This is a genomic window from Cupriavidus sp. FW306-1B-F12B (assembly GCF_058781795.1).
This window is the reverse complement of record NZ_JBYSXC010000014.1, coordinates 84,812-103,839: the sequence shown is the minus strand read 5'-3', so window position 1 is coordinate 103,839 and position 19,028 is coordinate 84,812. Positions and strand designations below refer to the sequence as shown.

Below are 19,028 nucleotides of genomic sequence, written 5' to 3'. Positions count from 1 at the left end.
GCTCCTCAGGCAATGGTGACCGGCGTGGATTCAATGACGTTGCGGCGATAGCCGGCCGGGTTCCAGTTGGCCTTGGCCGGCTGCACCTCGCCCTGGACGCTGGTGGCGCGCACCATCAGCACCGCCGGGCCCTTGCGCGCGAACTTCACCGGCAGTTGCCAGGCGCGGAACGAGAAGCGCCCCAGGTCCTGGCCCAGCGTCGCGGCCTGCCAGCTCTGCCCGCCGTCCACCGAGACCTCGACGCCGCGGATGCCGGAGCCGCCATCGAAGGCAATGCCTTTCAGCTCCACCGTGCGCCCGGCGGGCAGCACGCCGCCCGTGCCCACGCTGGTGATGAAGCTGCGCACCGCCAGCGTCGAGATCGGTCGCGTCTTGCTGGCGGGGGTGCCCGGCGCCACGCATTGGCAGTCGTTATCCGGTACGCGATAGCCCTTGGTCATGAAGAACGCATCATGGCCTTCGAACGGGTGGTCCAGCACCTCGATCTCGGACAGGTGCTTGATCCAGTAGGTGCCGAAGTAACCCGGCACCACCAGCTTGACGGGATAGCCGTTGAGCAGCGGCAGGTCTTCGCCGTTCATGCCCCAGGCCAGCATCGGCTCGCCGTTCATCGCATGGGCGATATCGAGCGACTTGCGGAAATCCGGGGTGCTCGGCAGCACCGGCGTATCCATCCCGTTGAACGTGACCACCTTGGCGCCGGCCTTGACGCCCGCGTGCTCCAGCACCTTGCGCAGCGGCACGCCGGTCCAGCGCGCATTGCCCATCGCGCCGTTGGCCAGTTGCGCGCCGAACACACGTGGCTCGGAGAAGCCGCGGCTGTTGCCTGAACACTGGTTCACGGCGACGATGTCCACCGGACCGGCCAGCCGCTTCAGTTCATCGAGCGACAGCTTCAGCGGCCTGTTGACATGCCCGCCAACGGTCAGGCGGAAGGTGGCGAGATCCACCGACAGCGGAATGTTGGCCAGGTGGTAGCGCACGAAGAAGGCGTCGTTGGCGGTGATCGGCCCCTCGTTGAACGCGGAGAAGGGCGTCTCAAGGTGTGGCGGCCGGGTGCTGACGCGCACCAGCGGGCGCTTGCCCGGATAGCGCACCAGCGGGCGAGGGCCGTCGGCCAGCGTGACGCCGTCGCTGATGCGCGCGGCCTGGGCGGCCAGCGCGCCGAGCGGCGAGGCGCCGAGGGCGAGCAGGCCCGCGCCCTGGACGATGCGGCGCCGGGCCGGCACCGGCTGGGCGGCAGATTCCGCCGGACTGTTCTTGTCTCGCATGGGGCGTCTCCTTCAGGGGCTTGTTGTGTCGCGCAAGGCGCTATGGCGGGTACTTTGAGGCCGCGGCATCAACTTGTGAAACGTGTTTTGCTGCTAGCACTTATCGATTGAATCGATATAAGGGAAGACCACGGGCGCTCCGCCGAGAAACCGCTTGCATCGCGAATTCCATTTCCCTACACTTACCAAAACGTTTTTGTTAGCGGAAATCGATAATATCTGAGGCGAATTGCGCACAGACGCAGCAAGTGGCTTGCGAGCCACCGGCACAAACGCCCACACACCAAACGAGGAGCAAAGCATGTCCCACCCCGCCCCCGCGCCGGTGGATGAACGGCTGCCATGTCGGCGCCTGTTTGTCTTCGGGCTTCAACACGTACTGGTCATGGCAGCGTCGCCGATCGCGTCCGTCTTCCTGATGAGCAAGGCGCTGAACTTCCCGCCCGCGCTGGCGGTGCAGCTGCTGAGCGCCACCTTTGTGATCTGCGGCCTCGGCACGCTGTTGCAGTCGCTGGGCAAGCGCGGCATCGGTGCCCGGCTGCCGTTCGTGATGCTGCCCGGCGGCGCCCCGATCGTGCTGTTTATCCTGATCGCGCAGCAGACCGACGTGCAGACCGCTGCCGGCGCGGTGATCCTGACCGGCGTGTTCTACTTCTGCGTGCTGCCGGTGTTCCGGCGCTGTCTGCGCTATTTCCCGCCGGTGGTGGTGGGGACGATGCTGCTGCTGGTGGCGATCAACCTGGCGCAGGTATCGGGCAAGCTGGTTGCCGGCCACCCGGCCGCGGGCAGCACGGTGGACCCGCTCAACCTGCTGCTGGCGTTCGCCACCATTGCCTGCACCGTGGCGGCATCGCGCCTGCTGTCGGGCATGCTGGCGCAACTGGCGATCCTGCTCGGCCTGCTAGGCGGTGCGCTGGTGGCCGGGCTGGCCGGCGCGTTCCAGTTTGGCCATGTGTCGATGTCGCCGGTGTTCGCGTTGCCCACGCCGTTCCCGTTCGGGTGGCCGCATTTCGATGTGGTGGCGGCGATTCCGCTGATGGTGTTTGCCGTGATCTCGATGGTGGAGGCCACCGGCCAGACGCTGGCGATCAGCGATGCCGTGGGCCGGCCGGTGGACCAGCAGCGCGACGTGCCGCGCACCATCCGCGCCGATGCGCTGACTTCGCTGCTGGGCGGGATGTTCGGCACCTCGCTGATCATCACCAGTGGCGAGAACATCGGCATCGTGCGTGCCACCGGCGTGCGCTCGCGCTTCGTCACGGCGATGTCGGGCGCGATCCTGGTGGCGTTCGGGCTGCTGGTGCCGGTGTCGTCGCTGATCAGCGCCATCCCCGAGGCCGTGGTCGGCGGCACCGGGCTGGTGGTGTTCTGCATCGTCGGCACCATGGGCATCGACATGCTGCGCAAGGTGGACCTGCGCGACCACGCCAATATGTACGTGGTGGCCGTGGCGCTGGCCGTGGGCCTGCTGCCGATCCTGGTGCCCGGCATCTATGGCGGCCTGCCGGGCAACGTGCGCATCCTGGTGGGCAATGGCGTGGCGATGGGTGCCATTACCGCGGCGCTGCTCAACTTCCTGTTTTTCCATACGGGCCTGCGGGCCGCGGCAGCGGGCGCGGTTGCCCGCGACGATGCCGCCGCCACGCATTGACCCGGCTTCCTGAATTGCAATGACTGATCGTTCTGACTCGACGCCGGCCTGGCCCGGCGATACCAACCCGGCCCTGGTGCCGGACAGCTTCAGGCAGCCGCGCATCCTGCTGCCGGAATGGACCCTGCTGCGCCAGGGCGCGGTACGCGGCCACGCAGTGGTGGTTGAGGGCGGCCGCTTCACGGCAGTGGGCACGGCCGCGGAAGTCGCCGCGCGCTTCCCCGAGCTGGAGACCCTGCCGCTGCCGCGCATGCTGCTGATGCCCGGCATGATCGACACGCACCACCACCTGACGCAGTCGTTCGGCAAGTCGCTGGTGTTCGGCGAGCCGTCGGAGATCTTCCGGCGCGTGTGGGTGCCGCTGGAAGGCAGCCTGAAGGCGGAGCACCTGTACCTGTCGTCCAAGCTGGCGGCGCTGGAAGCGCTGCGCGGCGGCTTCACCACCGTGGTCGATGCCGGCACGCGCAGCGACGCCGGGCTGGATGCGGTCGCGCGCGCGGTCACCGATGCCGGCGTGCGCTGCGTGCTGGGCCTGATCTGCAACGACAAGCCCGGCGCCGAAACGCTCGACGCCGCGCCGATCCTGCGCCGCGCCGCCGCCCACCTGGACAAGTACGCCAGCGATCCGCTGGTGGCCCCGTCGCTGGCGATCTCGATTCCCGAGGTGGCCTCCGACGCGATGCTGCACCACGTCTACCAGTTGTGCGCCGAGTCCGGCCGCATCTTCCAGACCCATGCCAACGAGCACCTGGTGGCGGTGGAGCGCTCGCTCAACGCCTGCGGGCGCCGTCCGATCGAACATCTCGCGGCGGTCGGCGCACTGGGCCCGGCGGCGCTGCTGGCGCATGCCACGCTGGTGACGCCGCATGAGATCCGCTTGCTGGCCGACACCGGCACCGCGGTGGCCTACAACCCCGTGGCCAGCGCCTGGAAGGGCAACGCCGTGGCGCCGGCTGAAACCATGGCCACCTTCGGCGTGCGCCTGGGCCTGGGCACCGATGGCACCCGCAGCGACGGCTTCCGCCTGCTGGACTATGCCGAGGCCGCCCAGCGCTTCGCCTTCGGCATCGGCGTGGGCGATTCCTCCTGCGGCGCGGGCTGGCGCTGGGTCGACATGGCCACGCACGACGCGGCCGATGTGGCGGGTCTCGGTGCGCTCACCGGCGAGATCGCCGCGGGCAAGCGCGCCGACTTCCTGCTGGTCGACCTGGACGTGCCTGAGCTGACGCCGTCCTGGGACCTGACCTGGGAACTGGTGCGCCTGGCCAACCGCGACCAGATCCGCGCGGTCTTTGTCGATGGCAGCCTGCGCCTGTGGCAGGGCTGGCCCACGGACTGGGATGCACGCGCGCTGATGCGGGCGATCCACGCCATGGCCGAGGACACCGTCGCCCATGCCCCGATCCGCAAGCTGCACGATGCCGCGGACGTGCACCGCGCGCGCCAGGCTGGCACGGAGGCATCCTGACCATGGACATGACGTTGTTCAGCGTCGGCGTGGCGGTCTTTACCGGCGCGCTGGTCCAGGGTGCGACCGGCATGGGCTTCGCGCTGATCGTGGTGCCGGTGCTGGCGCTGGCCGCGCCGGCGATGCTGCCGGGCGCGCTGCTGCTGGCAATGCTGCCGCTCAATGCCTACGTGGCCTGGCGCGAACGCCATGCCATCGACCTGCGCGGCGCAGGCTGGATCAGCGCCGGGCGGCTGGCCGGCACCTTCGGCGGGCTGTGGGTGCTGGTGGCGATGCCGATGGCCTGGCTCAACGCGCTGGTCGGCGGCAGCACCATTGCCGCAGCGGTGGTGTCATTGCTGGCGCCGGCCTTTACGCCGGGGCGGCTGACCTTTGCCTCGACCGGCCTGATCACCGGCGTGACCGAGACCGCAACCGGTGTCGGCGGCCCGCCGCTGGCGCTGGCCTACCAGCACGCGCCGGTCGCGACGCTGCGCGCCACCGTGGCGCTGTGCTTCCTGGTCGGTGAAGCGATCTCGCTGGTGGTGCTGGCGTTGAGCGACCGGCTCGGCATGGAGCAGGTGCTCTATGCCATCGGGCTGCTGCCGGTGCTGATGGTCGGAATGGTGGCCAGCCACCTGGTGCACAAGCGCATCAACCAGCGCATGCTGCGCATCGGCGTGCTGGTATTTGCGCTGGTCTCCGGTGCCGTGGTGCTGCTGCGCGGCTAGCTGCCCGGCGTGGACGATGCCCGCACCACCAGTTCCGGCGCGGGCCCGGTGATCACGTCGCGGCTGCGGTCGCCGGAAAGATGTGCGAACAGCAGCTCCACTGCCAGCGATGCCACGCGCTCCAGGTGCAGGTTGACCGCGGTGATCGGCGGCTGCGCGCTGCGGGCGCGGATGCCGTCATAGCGCGTCACCACCAGCACATCGTCGGGCACGCGCTTGCCCAGCCCTTGCAGGTGGGCCATGGCGCCCACCGCGAACGCATCCACCGGCGCGCACAGCGCATCGAGCGCCGGCATCTGCGCCAGCAATTGCGCGCAGGCCTCGGCGCCCGCGGCTTCGCCGTGTTCCTCGGCTGCCTTGACGATATGGCAGGGCAAGCCCATTGACTGCGTGAACTCGCGGTAAGCGCGTTCGGTTTCCACATACGACTGGCGCGGCGCCGCGCCGATCATCAGGCCGATATGCCGGCGCCCGTGCCCGTGCAAGTGCGCCAGCAGCAGGCGGGCGGTGTCGGCCGATTGCAGGTCGACGCAAGGCACCGGCGTGTCGGTCAGCGGCTCGCGCCCGATCGACACGATGCTGACGCCGCGCTCGCGCAGCCGCGCGATATGCGGGTCGCCCGCGATCGGCTCGATCACGATCGCGCCGTCGATATCCAATGTATCGAGCAGGCCCCCGGCGCCTTCCAGCGGCGGCACCAGCACCACGCCCAGGCCGCGCCCCATTGCCGCCTCGGCGGCAATCGCCGCCACCTCCATCATGAAGCCGAGCCGCGACGTGCCGCCCGCCACCGCGAACGGCATCGACGACAACAGGGCGATGCAGTTGGCGCGGCCCGATTGCAGCCGCTGCGCGCGCACGCTGGGCCGGTAGCCCAGCTCGGCGGCAACGCGCTTGACGCGCGCACGCGTGGCCGGGTCCAGCACGCCGCGGTCGTTCAGCGCGTGCGACACCGTGGTCAGCGACACGCCGGCGGCGCGGGCGACGTCATGGATGGTGATGCGGCGAGGGCGGTCTGGCGTGGATTCGGTCATGCGGGACACGGGCGATGGTTCAGGGCGGAGCATACAACAGCGCGCGGCAAGGGGCAGGTTCAGCGGCGCGCGTTGGCAGCGCCAGCTTCGGACGACAGCGCTTTCCAGTGTTCGCGCGTGAACCGATAGAGCACCTCCAGCGCCGGCGACAGCGAGCGCGCCGCCATGCGCGCAATGCCATAGCGGCCGCAGCGGCGCGGATCGGGCGGCATCGGCACTTCGGCCATCAGCCCCGCGGCGCGCTCCTGGCGCGTGATCGACAGCACGCCGAACAGCAGCGTATCGCTGGCCAGCGTCACGCTGCGCAGCATGTCGAGGTTGTCGCAATGCAGGGTGAAGAGCTTGTCCGGCGCGGCGCCCGGCCCCCATAGCTCTGCCAGTTGCCGGCTGATGACGGTGCTGAGCGTGGTGGTTGCTACCGGGTAGGCGCGGATGGTCTCGATATCGATGCGGCGCTTGCGCAGGATCGGATGCCCGGCGCGGCATACCAGGCCTGCGGGTAGCTCACCCAATGGCTCCACGTCGATGTCGTCGGCCGCGCGCAGCACATAGGCATCGCCGACGATGGCGTCGATGGTCTCGTTGCGCAGTGCCTCCAGCAGGGCACTGGTGGCGCCGGTCTCGGTGCGCACCTTGATGCGCGGGTGGGCCTGCGCCATGTGGATCAGGAACGGCGTCAGCAGCAGCGCCGCCGGCGCGGGCGCCACGCCAATGGTCAGCGAGCCTTCCTCGCCGCCGCGCAGCAGGTCCAGGTCGCGCCGCAGCTGGCGCTCTTCCAGCCGCATGCGGCGCGCGCGGTCGGCCACCAGTTCGCCGAACACGGTCAGGCGCGCGCGCCGCGCGCCGCGGTCGAACAGTGGCGCCTTGAGTTCGTCTTCCAGCGCGCGGATGCTGCGGCTCAGCGCCGGCTGGGTCAGGTGCATGGCACGGGCCGCTTCGGAGAACGTGCCGTGCTCGACCACGGCGAGCAGGTGCAGAAGTTTCTGTGTGTCCATGCGGAAAACCATGCGCATTGGTTATGGGATCGGTTCAACATTTGCATTTGAATCATACCTCGCCCCTTCCTATGATGAGCGGAACACAAGAGCGGGCCGGTGACAGCACACACGGCGCCCCGCCATCCACCGTCCATCGGAAATCGGAGAGACATCATGCTCAAGCTGTTTATCGGCCTAGGCCTGCCGTTTATCGGCGTCATCGGAATGCTGCCCTGGGTGGCGACGGTCGAGCGCTTCGTGCTCGGCGTGCCCTTTATCTACGCCTGGATCTTTGCCTGGTTCGTGCTGACCTCCGGCTGCATGCTGGCGTGCTGGCTGCTGTTCGACCGCCACGCCGCCGACGCGGCGCATGAAGCCTGAAGGGGAGACCACCATGACCACAGCGGTATTCCTCGGCTTTATCGTGTTCTCGCTCTATCTCGCCATCCGCTCGAAGAAGGGCCACGGCGCGCAGAGCGTGCATGATTTCTTCGTGGCGTCGCGGCAGTTCGGCGCCTACCTGGTGTTCTTCCTGGCAGCGGGAGAGATCTACAGCATCGGCACGATGGTGGGCTTTCCCGGTGGCATCTATGCCAAGGGGCCGACCTACGGGGTCTGGTTCCTCGGCTACATCCTGCTGGCGTACCCGCTCGGCTATTTCCTCGGGCCCAAGATCTGGCAGGCCGGCGCGCGCTATAACGCGATCACGCTGCCGGACCTGTTCAAGGGCCACTACGGCAGCCGTGCGCTGGAGCTGATCGTGGCGGGCTCGGCGATCCTGTTCCTGCTGCCCTGGGGCCAGCTGCAGTTCACCGGGCTGGTGGCGGCGCTCAAGGGGCTGGGCTGGGAGTTCGAGCCGGTGTACCTGGTGATGATCTCGGCCGCGCTGGCCTTTACCTACATTGCCATCTCCGGCGTGCGCGCATCGGCCTATATCGCCATCCTCAAGGACATCCTGATGGTGGTGGCGATCGTCGCCACCGGCGTCGCGGTGGGCTGGAAGGCGGGCGTGGGCGACGTGTTCCATGCCGCCAGCATGCAGGTCAGCAACCAGATGAATGACACCCAGCTGCGCTTCTCGATGAGCACCATGCTGTTCCAGGCGCTGGGCTTCTATGTGATGCCGTTCGCGGTGCAGAATTTCTTCACGGCCAGGAGCGCCAACACCATCCGGCGCACGCAGGTGGCGATGCCACTGTACATGCTGATGTATCCGTTCCTGGTGCTGGCGTCCTACTACGCGATCAGCCAGAACCTGCAGCTCGCATCGCCAAATGAGGCCTTCTTCGCGGCGGCGGTGCGCTTGTTGCCGGACTGGCTGCTCGGACTGGTGACCGCCGGCGCCGCGCTGTCGGGGCTGCTGGTGCTGGCCGGCATCTGCCTGGCGATCGGTCCCATCGTCACGCGCAACCTGCTGCCGGGCATGCCCGAGGCGCGCCAGAAGCAGGGCGCCAAGGTGGTGATCGTGATCTACCTGGTGCTGTCGATCGCCATGACGCTGGCCACGCCCAACCTGATGCTGACGCTGATCAACACCACCTACTACGGCGTGACGCAGTTCTTCCCTGGCGTGCTGGTGATCCTGTTCTCGCTGAAGGTGCGGGCGCTGGCGATTGCGCTCGGCATCGTCACCGGCCAGGTACTGGCGATCGCGCTGTATGTGCAGCAGGTAGATTTCGGCGGCATCAACCTCGGGCTGGTCAGCCTGGGCGTCAACCTGCTGGTGACCGCGCTGGTGAACTACGCACCCCGCCTGGCCCGCGTGCAGGCGGCGTGAATGACTGGACTCATGCAATCCATGACACAAGACGACACCGCGCGCACCCAGGTATTCGTGGCGCGCAAGATCCTCACGATGGAAGCCGGCCAGCCCGAGGCCACCCATGTCGCGGTGCGCGACGGCAAGATCCTTGCCGTGGGCGGCGCCGCCGAGATGGCCGGCTGGCCGGATGCGGTGCAGGTCGACACCTTCCGCGACAAGGTGCTGATGCCCGGGCTGGTCGAAGGCCATTGCCACCTGATGGAAGGCGCGATGTGGGATGCGGTCTACGTCGGCTACTTCGACCGCCGCGATCCGGACGGCAAGCTCTGGCACGGCCTGCGTACGCTGGAGCAGGTGATCGATCGCCTGGCGGGCGCGGCAAGCCAGATGCATGACCCGGAAACGCCGCTGCTGGCCTGGGGCTTCGACCCGATCTATTTCGGCGCCAGCCGGCTGTCGGTGCGCGAGCTGGATCGCGTCTCGGCCACGCGGCCTATCGTGGTGATGCATGCCAGCGTGCATCTGATGAACGTCAATTCCGCGATGCTGGCGCGCGCCGGCATCGACGAGGACACCGATATCGACGGCGTGCACAAGGACGCGCGGGGCTTGCCCACCGGCGAGCTGCAGGAATTCGCGGCGATGTTCCCGGTGCAGCGCGTGCTTGGCAGCGGCCTGTCGCTGGCCGCCGCCGAGAATGCCGACGCGGTGCGCCGCTTCGGCCGCGTGGCGCAACTGGCGGGCGTGACCACGGCGACGGATCTGGTCAACGACCTGTCGCCCAAGGGGCTGGAGACGCTGCAGGCGGTCACTGCCGACCCCGGCTTCCCGCTGCGCATCGTCCCGGCGTTCTCGCCGCAGCGCAATGCGCAGGGCGGCCCCGCCCGCGTGCAGGCCGCGGCGGCGGCCGGCACCGACAAGCTGCGCTTCGGTCCGGTCAAGTTCATTGTCGACGGTTCGATCCAGGGCTTTACCGCTCGCCTGCGTGCACCGGGGTATGCCGGCGGCCAGGCCAATGGCTTGTGGCTGATCCCGCCCGAGCAACTGCTCGACGCCTTCACGCCATTCCACCTGGCCGGCCTGCCGCTGCATATCCACACCAACGGCGACGAGGCGACGCAAGTGGTGCTGGACGTATTGGAAGCTATGCTGTCGCGCCATCCGCGCGCGGACCATCGCCATACGCTGCAGCACTGCCAGCTGGCGGACGAGGCACAGCTGGCGCGCGCGGCGCGGCTGGGGCTGTGCATCAACTTCTTCTCCAACCACCTGTACTACTGGGGCGATGCGCATGCCGGCCATACCGTGGGACCGGCGCGGGCTGCGCGCATGAACCCGGCGGGCACGGCGCGGCGGCTGGGGATTCCGTTCGCGATCCATTCCGATGCGCCGATCACGCCGCTGAACCCGCTCTTTACGGCGTGGTGCGCGGTGCAACGCCAGACCGCTTCCGGCAGCGTGCTGGGCGAAGCGGAGCGCCTGCCGGTCGCCGACGCGCTGTATGCCATCACCATGGGTGCGGCCTATACACTGAAGCTCGACCATTGCATCGGCAGCATCGCGTCCGGCAAGCTGGCAGACTTTGCCGTGCTGGAAGATGACCCGACCGCGGTGGGTCCCGAGTGCCTGAAGGACGTGTGCGTCTGGGGCACGGTACTGGGCGGGCGCGTGTTCGCGGCGCCGGCCCGATGAACACGCGGCCTCCGGTCCCGCTGGCGGTGGTCGGCGGCTACCTTGGCGCCGGCAAGACCACCTTGCTCAACCGCTTGCTGGCCAACGCGCACGGGCGCCGCATCGCGGTGCTGGTCAATGACTTCGGCGAGATCAATATCGATGCCGCGCTGATCCGCACGCGCAGCGACGACGTGATCCAGTTGGAGAACGGCTGCATCTGCTGCTCGATCGGCGGCCGGCTGGCCGAGGCGCTGGTGGCCATCGCAGCGCGGGAGCAGCGGCCGGACTTGCTGGTGATCGAGGCCAGCGGCGTCTCGGACCCGCAGCGCATTGCACAGGTCGGCTTGCTGGATCGGGCCCTTGTGCTCAATGCCGTGGTGGTGGCCGTGGATGTGACCGAGGTCGGCCACAGCCTGCACGATCCGCTGGTGGGCGACATGGTGCGGCAACAGATCGCGGGAGCCTCGGTAGTGGTGCTGACCAAGGCAGACCTTGCCGATGCGGATGCGCTGGCAATGGCTGCCGCCAAGGTCGACGCCATCGCGCCGCGTGCCACGGTGCTGACCGCATGCGAGGGCGAGGTACCCTTGTCGGTCTTTGTCGACGCCGCCCCGCCGGCACCACATGCCGATGCCGTGCTGCAGGCGGGCGGGCACTGGCGGCGAGCCGTCGGCACCGTGCACGCCGGCATCCGCAGCATTTCATACCAGACCGGCCGCGACTTCGACAAGGCGCTGCTGCGGCAGGCGCTGAAGACGCTGCCGGTGCGGCTGCTGCGCGCGAAGGGCATGGTCAGGCTGGCAGCCGATCCGCGCCTGCACGAAATGCATGTGGTCGCGGGCCGCATGCGGCTGAGTCCGATGGCGCAAGGCGATGCGGCAGGGTCTGCGCTGGTCCTGATCGGTGCCTTCGGTGCGGAGGAGGAGAGGCGTATCCGCGCCTGCCTCGATCTGGCGCTCGCCTGAGCGGGCGCGCGAACGGCGTCGCTGCGGCGCCGCTCAGGTGTGGAATTCTTCCGGTTCCGCATGCGCCGGCCTTCCTTCCCAGCCGCCACGCTCGAACTCCGCAATCACCTGCGCCCCAAACAGCAGCAAGGTCGCCGCGATCTCCAGGCTCAGCAGCACCACGATCGCCGTGGTCAGCGAGCCATAGACCCGGCTCACTTGCGACAAGGTGGTGAAGTACCACGCCAGCACATGGCGGGAGATTTCCCACAGCACGGCCGCAATCAACGCGCCGCTCAGCGCATGCCGCAGCGACAGCCTGCCAACCGGCATCACCATGTAGATCGAGGTCAGCATCAGCACCTCGCCGATGAAGCCGAGCAGGTAGAGCAGGCCGGTCGAGAGCCGGTCCAGCGACCAGTCTCGGCCCAGCACTTCCACATGCCGTTCGCCGATGGCCAGCAGGCCGCCCGATACCAACGTGACCAGCAGCAGGCCCACGCTCAGTACCGCGATATAGCAGTAGGGCAGCAGCGCCGAGACCAGGAAATGCCGGCGCCGGATCGCCACGCGGTGCTCGAAGATCACCGACATGGCATTCTCCAGCACGGTAAAGGCGAGCGAACTGAAGAACAGCATGGTGACCAGCAGCACCCAGCCGATCGTGCCACGGTTGCGCAGGAAGGCGGCAAGCTCGGTGACCAGGGCCCTGGACTGCCCCGGCACCACCCACTCCAGGTAGCGCGCGAGCGTGGACAACAGCAGGTCTGGTTCGATCACGTGCGACAGGGCGATGATCATCAGGATCAGCAGCGGCACGATCGACAGCAGCGCGTAGTAGGCCACCGCGCCGGCCAGCAGCAGCCCCTGGTTGGCGCGGAACTGCCTGAGCGTGTGCCAGGCAAAGCGCCCCGGATGGCGGAGCAGGTCGCGGACGCGGGCGTCGGGAAGCTGCATGGCAGACACCGGAGAGGAAGGGTTTCGCCATTATGCGGCTTCGGTGCCTGACATTCCACCGGGTTATGGCTCTATTCCGAATGCATCATTGTGGTCGGGAACCGCGTCCGCCAAGATGGCGGCCGCGGCCTGCGCCATGCGGGCTTGCACCTCATGCATACAAGGCGGCGCACCGTGCGTGCAGCCGCCTGGACAGGAATGGAGACAGCATGCAAGCGCAAACAGTGTCGCGCAGGACGGGATTCGGACGCAGTCGGGTGTGGTTGGCCGTGGCGCTGCTGGTGGCGCCGATGAGCGTTGCGCTGGCGCAGGGCACCGGCCAGCCCGTGGCCGTTGCCGAGGACGAGGTCATGCAGGGCTTTCCGCCGCCGCCCGACAAGCAAGTCAGCCGCGGCAGCGGGCTGCGTCCGCCGTATATGCGCTGGGCGTTCCGGCATGCGCGCGAGATGTCGCCGACGGCGGGGATCCGGCATGCCAGCCAGCCGCTGGCCCTGGCCGGTCAGCCCGGCACGGAACTGGACGGCACCACGTTTGCCGTGGCGGGCAAGACGGTCCGACTGGCCGACTACCTGCGCGACACCCATACCGACGGCCTTATCGTGCTGCACCAGGGCAAGGTCGTCTATGAGCGCTACCTCGCGGGCTTTGGTCCTTACCAGCCGCATATCTGGGCCTCGATGACCAAGTCCGTCACCGGGCTGCTGGCCGCCATGCTGGTCGAAGAGGGCAAGCTCGATCCGCAGGCCCGGCTGGCGCAGTATGTGCCGGAACTGGCCGGCAACCCGTTCGGCGAGGCCACGGTACAGCAGAACCTGGACATGGAGGTGCCGGTGGGCTACCCGGAGGGGCTGCCGCCGGACCTGGGGCTGTTCGGGGCGGTGGGGATCGTGCCGCGCAAGGCGGAGGCGCCGGATACCATCTATGACTTCCTCAAGGTCGTCCACGCCACCGGCGGGCGCGACGATGGCGGCGTCTGGTACTACCAGAACGGCTCGCCGGAAGCGGTGGCATGGGCGCTGCGGCGCATCACCGGCAAGAGCTGGGCGCAACTGGTGAGCGAGCGGCTGTGGTCCCGCTTTGCCGACGATGATGCCTACACCCAGGTGGACCGCCAGGGCACGGAAATGGCCAGCGGCGGCATGAATTCCACGCTGCGCGATGCCGCCCGCTTTGCCGAGGCCGTGCGCCGGGCGGCCGCCGGCGACGCCTCGGGCGGGATCTCGCCGGCGGCGGCGCGCATTGCGCTGCAGCCCGCCGGCAACCAGGCCCGCTTTGCGCGCGGCAACACCATGCCGGGCCGCGACGGCTATGGCTACCGCAACTACTGGTTCCAGCGCAACGACGGCGACGGCAGCATCGAGGCCAGCGGGCGCTTCGGACAGAAGATCTATATCAACCCGGCCAGGGGGCTGACGGTGGTGAAGTTCTCCGCCAGCCCGGACGGCGCCGCGCGTGCGACCAGCGCAGCCGCGGTGCGCAAGCGCGACGATCCGGCCCGGGCGCTGGAATCCGCCGAGGCCATGGTGGCCGCGGCGCTCGCGATCCAGCGCGCGGTCAGCCGCTGACCCACGCCGGCAGGGGCCGGCGGACTCTCCCGATCTGCCTCTCACGCACGCCGCCAGGGCGTGCGCAGGACTGCTGCGCGCCTGCGGGCCGCGCAGTCCGCAATCCAGCCATCGGCATCTTCGCCGTGGCGATGACCAACCACAACGAAAGAGAATGGATGCGGCATCGCTTTTGAGCAGCACCTAGTCCTGCGGCGCCCCCGCCGCCCGCCGCAGGCAATCCAGCATGGCCATGACCGCCGCGCGCGACTGCGCGTCGTCACGCCAGTACATCGACACCGAGCCGAACCCCGCCAGCCGCAGCGGCACGATGCGCAGCGCGCCCAGCGCTTCCAGCCGGCGCGCGGTGCGGTGCGAGGCCAGGCCGATCATGTCGCTGTTGTTGAGTAGCGTGAGATTCAGCACGGTGGAATTGCTCTCCACGCAATCTGCCGGCAGCGCACGCTCGGCGCTGGCCAGCGCGCCTTCCAGCGCGTTGCGGATGGGCGTGCCGCGCGGCCACACCACCCAGCGGTAGCGATACAGGTCGTCCCAGCCGATGCGCGCGCCTTGCAGCAGCGGGTGGCGCGGCCGGGCGACGAAGTGGATCGGCTCCATGTAGAGCGATTCGGTGCGCATGTGCGCATCCTGCAGCTCGGGCGCCGAGCGGCCCACCACGATATCCAGCTCGCTGTGCGCCAGCTGGCTCATGAGCCGGTCCATGGTCGTTTCCACCAGCCGCACGCTGGCGCGGGGCATCTGCTGCAGCAATTGCAGCGCTGCCAGCGGCACGGTATCCGCCGACGACGCGCCCGAGGTACCCACCACCACGATCCCGCTGCCGCCGTCGCGCATGGCCTGCAGGTCGTCGCGCGCGGTATCCAGCTGGGCCTCGATCCGGCGGGCGTGCTCGATCAGCGACTCGCCGTAGGGCGTGGGCCGCAGCCCGCGCGCCTGGCGCTCGAACAGGGGCAGCCCGATATCGTCCTCCAGGTCCTTCAGCCATTTGGAAAGGCCCGGCTGGGTCGTGTTCAGCATGGCCGCCGACTGGCTCATATTGCCGGTCTCGGCCAGGCTCAGCAGCATCTGCAGGTTGCGCAGCCGCAATCTCTGGGTCCAGTCCATGAGGCTACCTATATGAAAAATGGTATCGATAAGATGAAAAGTTCATTTCAAATCTTATAGGCCGCCGCGTATAACGACAACAAGACGGTGCGAGCGATGACACGCACCCACAAAAGCGCTCCCAAAGCCCTGCATAAAGTTACGGAGACAGCATGTCCGAACACACCCCAGACCCGGCCCGCGTGGCCTATTACGAAGAAATCGGCCGCAGCCACATGACCCCGCTGTGGGAGTCGCTGCACGCGCTGGTGCCGCCGCAACCGCGGCCGCAGATCGTTCCCGCCATCTGGAAGTACGCCCAGATCCGCCCGCTGGTGATGCAGGCCGGCGGCGTCATCAGCGCCGAGGAAGCGGTGCGCCGCGTGCTGGTGCTGGAGAACCCGGGCATTCCGGGCAAGTCGAGCATCACCTCCACGCTGTACGCTGGCCTGCAGCTGATCCTGCCGGGCGAGATCGCGCCCAGCCACCGCCATACCCAGTCCGCGCTGCGCTTTATCGTCGAAGGCAAGGGCGCCTGGACCGCGGTCAACGGCGAGCGCACCACCATGCATCCCGGCGACTTCATCATCACGCCGTCGTGGACCTGGCACGACCATGGCAACCCTGCCGTCGAGGACGGCGGCGAGCCGGTGGTGTGGCTGGACGGGCTGGATATTCCGCTGGTGCAGCAGTTCGATGCCGGGTTTGCCGAGAACTACCCGGAAGCCCAGCAGCCCGTGACCCGCGTCGAGGGCGACAGCTTTGCCCGCTTCGGGCACAACATGGTGCCGGTGCGACACCGTGTGACCGATCCCACTTCACCGATTTTCAGCTACCCGTACGAGCGCTCGCGCGAGGCGCTGGACCAGCTCTACCGCAACGGCGAGCTCGATGCCTGGGACGGCGTCAAGCTGCGCTATATCAACCCGGCCACCGGCGGCTGGCCGATGCCGACCATCGCCACCTTCATGCAGTACCTGCCGGCGGGCTTCCAGGGCAAGACCTACCGCAGCACCGACGCCACCGTCTACAGCGTGGTGGAAGGGCGCGGCACGGTGCGCATCGGTGACGACCAGTTCCAGTTCGAGCCGCGCGACATCTTCGTGGCCCCGTCGTGGGCGCCAGTGCAGCTGGGCGCGCTGGAAGACGCGGTGCTGTTCAGCTATTCCGACCGGCCCGTGCTGTCCGCGATGAACCTGCTGCGCGAAGCGCGCACCTGAGCGTCCCGCGACCCTGATCCGACCTGCCCCGGGCGGTGCCTGCGCGCACCGCCTGAGGCTCCCGCTTACCTGACGACTTCCGGAAACCTCGAACCATGTCCTACGTCTTCACGCCCCCCGCCACCGTTTCCATCCCCGTTGCCGGCAGCGACGACCAGTTCGCCGTGCGCCGCGTCTACTGCGTGGGCCGCAACTACGCCGCCCATGCGCGCGAGATGGGCTTCGATCCCGACCGCGAGCCGCCGTTCTTCTTCTGCAAGCCGGCGGATGCGATCCTCCCGGTGCAGGCCGGCACCACGCTGGACTTGCCGTATCCGGCGCAGACGCAGAACTACCACTACGAGGCCGAGCTGGTGGCAGTGATCGGCAAGGCTGGTTCGGATATCCCGGTCGAACAGGCACTCGAACACGTGTGGGGCTATGCCGTCGGCCTCGACATGACCCGCCGCGACCTGCAGATGAAGATGCGCGAAATGGGCCGCCCCTGGGAGATCGGCAAGGCCTTCGATGCCTCGGCGCCGGTCGCGCCGATCCACCGCGCCAGCGAGATCGGCCACCCGCAACAGGCCGGCATCTGGCTGACGGTCAACGGTGAAACGAAGCAGCGCAGCGATGTGTCGCACCTGATCTGGTCGGTGGCCGAGACGGTGGCCTACCTGTCGCAGTTCTTCCGCCTGGAACCGGGTGATGTGATCTTCACCGGTACGCCGGAAGGCGTGGGCGCGGTCAAGGCCGGCGAGACCATGGTCACGGGCGTGGACGGCCTCGGCGAGCTGGCCGTGCGCGTGGTCTGAACCTCTGAATCGCAGCACACGGGCATTACCGATCATGCAGCTCTATAGTTTCTTCAACAGCTCCACGTCCTACCGGGTGCGCATCGCGCTGGCCCTCAAGGGCCTGCCGTACGACTACCTGCCGGTCAATATCCGCACCGGCCAGCACCGCGAGCCGGAGTACGTCGGGAAAATCAACCCGTCCGCGACCGTGCCCGCGCTGGTGGATGGCGGTTTTACGCTCGGGCAGTCGTTCGCGATCCTCGACTACCTGGACGCGCTCCATCCGGAGCCGCGCCTTGTGCCGCAAGACCCGGTGCAGCGTGCGCGGGTGCTGGAACTGGCCACGCTGATCGGCTGCGACATCCATCCGGTCAACAACCTGCGCGTGCTGCGCTACCTGCAGGACGTGCTGAAGGTCACGCCCGAGCAGAAGGATGCCTGGTACCGCCACTGGATCGATGAAGGCATGGCCGGCGTGGAGCGCCTGCTGGCGCAGCACGGGCATGGCAGGTGGTGCTTCGGCGATGCGCCGACACTCGCTGACGTCACGCTGGTGCCGCAAGTCGCCAACGCCCTGCGCATGGGCTGCGACCTGAGCCGGTACCAGCGCGCGATGGCGGTCTACGCACACGCCAGCGCCCATCCCGCCTTTGCCCAGGCGGCGCCCGGGCGCCAGCCCGATTACACCGCCTGACGCATCGCGCAGGCGAGGAGACAAGACATGAGCAGTACCAACAACGCGACCGGCAAGGTCCTCATCATCGGCGGCGGCATCGGCGGCCTGGCCGCGGCGCTGGCGCTCGCACGCCAGGGCATCCGCATCGAACTGCTGGAGCAGGCCGAGCAGATCGGCGAGATCGGCGCGGGCATCCAGCTCGCCGCCAACGCCTTTGCCGCACTGGATGCGCTGGGCGTAGGCGAAGCTGCGCGCAGCCGGGCGGTCTTTACCGACTACCTCAGCCTGCGCGATGCGATCGATACCAGCGTGATCGCCGAGGTTGACGTCGGGCAGGCGTACCGCGAGCGCTTCGGCAACCCGTATGCGGTGATCCATCGCGCCGATATCCACCTGTCGATCCTGGAGGCGGTGCAGGACCACCCGCTGATTACGTTCCGCACCAGCACGCGCGTGGAACAGCTGCTGCAGGATGACCAGGGCGTGACCGTGATCGACCAGCACGGCGAACACCATCGTGGCGATGCCGTGATCGGCTGCGACGGCGTCAAGTCCGCGATCCGCCAGGCGCTGATCGGCGATGAGCCGCGCGTCACCGGGCACGTGGTCTATCGCGCCGTGGTCGGCGTCGCCGACATGCCGCAGGACCTGCAGGTCAATGCACCGGTGGTGTGGGCCGGCCCGCATTGCCACCTGGTCCACTACCCGCTGCGCGGCGGCCAGCAGTACAACCTGGTGGTGACCTTCCACAGCCGCGAGCAGGAAACCTGGGGCGTGCGCGACGGCAGCAAGGCGGAAGTGCTGTCGTACTTCGAGGGCATCCATCCGCTGCCGCACCAGATGCTGGACCGGCCCACTTCCTGGAAGCGCTGGGCCACCGCCGACCGCGACCCGGTCGAGCGCTGGAGCTTCGGCCGCGCCACCATCCTGGGCGATGCCGCGCACCCGATGACCCAATACGTGGCCCAGGGCGCCTGCCAGGCGCTGGAAGACGCGGTCACGCTGGGCGCCGCGGTGCAGGCCGCCGGCGGCAATTGCGAGGCAGCGTTCAAGCTGTACGAGCAGGCCCGCATCCCGCGTACCGCCCGCGTGCTCTACGCTGCGCGCGACATGGGCCGGGTCTACCACGCCAAGGGCGTGGACCGGCTGGTGCGCAACAGCCTGTGGACCGGCCGCACGCAGGCGCAGTTCTACGACGCGCTGCAGTGGCTGCATGGCTGGCGTGCCGACCAGTGCCTGAGCCCCACGCCGTGGCTGTAA

Annotated in this window: 17 protein-coding genes; 12 read left to right on the top strand and 5 right to left on the bottom strand. The window is 68.4% G+C overall.

Features of this window, described 5'->3' with window-relative positions:
- Positions 1-5: 5 nt before the first annotated feature.
- The gene (gene sorA, locus AC3WLE_RS22345) at positions 6-1,271 is read right to left on the bottom strand and encodes a SorA family sulfite dehydrogenase catalytic subunit (RefSeq protein WP_492319149.1); all 1,266 of its coding nucleotides are present in this window, start codon (positions 1,269-1,271) and stop codon (positions 6-8) included.
- 301 nt (positions 1,272-1,572) lie between these two features.
- On the opposite strand from sorA, the gene AC3WLE_RS22340 reads away from it, so the two are divergent.
- The 3 genes from AC3WLE_RS22340 to AC3WLE_RS22330 are packed head-to-tail and all read left to right on the top strand — an operon-like array spanning position 1,573 to position 5,100.
- Positions 1,573-2,922, top strand: coding sequence for a uracil-xanthine permease family protein (locus tag AC3WLE_RS22340; protein WP_492319150.1), 1,350 nt, complete (start codon positions 1,573-1,575; stop codon positions 2,920-2,922).
- A gap of 19 nt (positions 2,923-2,941) precedes the next feature.
- Positions 2,942-4,390, top strand: coding sequence for an amidohydrolase family protein (locus tag AC3WLE_RS22335; RefSeq protein ID WP_492319151.1), 1,449 nt, complete (start codon positions 2,942-2,944; stop codon positions 4,388-4,390).
- Between the two features lie 2 nt (positions 4,391-4,392).
- The gene (locus AC3WLE_RS22330; RefSeq protein WP_492319152.1) at positions 4,393-5,100 is read left to right on the top strand and encodes a sulfite exporter TauE/SafE family protein; all 708 of its coding nucleotides are present in this window, start codon (positions 4,393-4,395) and stop codon (positions 5,098-5,100) included.
- On the opposite strand, the gene AC3WLE_RS22325 is transcribed toward AC3WLE_RS22330, so the two are convergent.
- Both AC3WLE_RS22325 and AC3WLE_RS22320 read right to left on the bottom strand, forming a co-directional pair.
- Complete coding sequence (locus AC3WLE_RS22325) at positions 5,097-6,134, bottom strand: LacI family DNA-binding transcriptional regulator (RefSeq protein WP_492319153.1); 1,038 nt, start codon at positions 6,132-6,134, stop codon at positions 5,097-5,099. The genes AC3WLE_RS22330 and AC3WLE_RS22325 overlap by 4 nt on opposite strands.
- 59 nt (positions 6,135-6,193) lie before the next feature.
- Complete coding sequence (locus tag AC3WLE_RS22320) at positions 6,194-7,129, bottom strand: LysR family transcriptional regulator (RefSeq protein WP_492319154.1); 936 nt, start codon at positions 7,127-7,129, stop codon at positions 6,194-6,196.
- Positions 7,130-7,285: 156 nt separating this feature from the next.
- Between AC3WLE_RS22320 and AC3WLE_RS22315 the strand changes: the two genes are divergently transcribed.
- From AC3WLE_RS22315 to AC3WLE_RS22300, 4 genes are read left to right on the top strand one after another with little or no spacing between them, the layout of a single operon-like run.
- A complete protein-coding gene (locus AC3WLE_RS22315; protein ID WP_340523470.1) occupies positions 7,286-7,492 on the top strand; it encodes a DUF3311 domain-containing protein in 207 nt (68 codons plus the stop codon).
- A gap of 13 nt (positions 7,493-7,505) precedes the next feature.
- A complete protein-coding gene (locus AC3WLE_RS22310) occupies positions 7,506-8,888 on the top strand; it encodes a sodium:solute symporter family protein (RefSeq protein WP_492356426.1) in 1,383 nt (460 codons plus the stop codon).
- A gap of 12 nt (positions 8,889-8,900) precedes the next feature.
- On the top strand, positions 8,901-10,565 hold the full coding sequence (locus AC3WLE_RS22305; RefSeq protein ID WP_492356425.1) for an amidohydrolase: 1,665 nt from the start codon (positions 8,901-8,903) through the stop codon (positions 10,563-10,565).
- Positions 10,562-11,512, top strand: coding sequence for a CobW family GTP-binding protein (locus tag AC3WLE_RS22300; protein WP_492319157.1), 951 nt, complete (start codon positions 10,562-10,564; stop codon positions 11,510-11,512). The genes AC3WLE_RS22305 and AC3WLE_RS22300 overlap by 4 nt, the downstream gene beginning before the upstream one ends.
- Positions 11,513-11,545: 33 nt before the next feature.
- Here AC3WLE_RS22300 and AC3WLE_RS22295 read toward each other — a convergent pair whose 3' ends face one another.
- Complete coding sequence (locus tag AC3WLE_RS22295; RefSeq protein ID WP_492356424.1) at positions 11,546-12,448, bottom strand: YihY/virulence factor BrkB family protein; 903 nt, start codon at positions 12,446-12,448, stop codon at positions 11,546-11,548.
- A gap of 209 nt (positions 12,449-12,657) precedes the next feature.
- Here AC3WLE_RS22295 and AC3WLE_RS22290 point away from each other — a divergent pair, with 209 nt between their 5' ends.
- Positions 12,658-14,013, top strand: a complete 1,356-nt coding sequence (locus tag AC3WLE_RS22290; protein ID WP_492356423.1) for a serine hydrolase domain-containing protein — start codon at positions 12,658-12,660, stop codon at positions 14,011-14,013.
- A gap of 183 nt (positions 14,014-14,196) precedes the next feature.
- On the opposite strand, the gene AC3WLE_RS22285 is transcribed toward AC3WLE_RS22290, so the two are convergent.
- Positions 14,197-15,117 (bottom strand): LysR family transcriptional regulator, encoded by a 921-nt coding sequence (locus AC3WLE_RS22285; protein ID WP_492319160.1) that lies wholly within the window; start codon positions 15,115-15,117, stop codon positions 14,197-14,199.
- Positions 15,118-15,269: 152 nt separating this feature from the next.
- Between AC3WLE_RS22285 and gtdA the strand changes: the two genes are divergently transcribed.
- From gtdA to AC3WLE_RS22265, 4 genes are all read left to right on the top strand, one after another.
- A complete protein-coding gene (gtdA, locus tag AC3WLE_RS22280; RefSeq protein ID WP_492319161.1) occupies positions 15,270-16,316 on the top strand; it encodes a gentisate 1,2-dioxygenase in 1,047 nt (348 codons plus the stop codon).
- A 95-nt stretch (positions 16,317-16,411) separates the two neighbouring features.
- Entirely contained in the window at positions 16,412-17,110 is a 699-nt protein-coding gene (locus AC3WLE_RS22275) for a fumarylacetoacetate hydrolase family protein (RefSeq protein ID WP_492356422.1), read from the top strand.
- Positions 17,111-17,144: 34 nt separating this feature from the next.
- Positions 17,145-17,786 carry a maleylacetoacetate isomerase gene (gene maiA, locus AC3WLE_RS22270; protein WP_492319163.1) on the top strand — a complete coding sequence of 214 codons (642 nt, stop codon included), beginning with the start codon at positions 17,145-17,147 and terminating at the stop codon, positions 17,784-17,786.
- A gap of 27 nt (positions 17,787-17,813) precedes the next feature.
- Entirely contained in the window at positions 17,814-19,028 is a 1,215-nt protein-coding gene (locus tag AC3WLE_RS22265) for a 3-hydroxybenzoate 6-monooxygenase (protein WP_492350934.1), read from the top strand.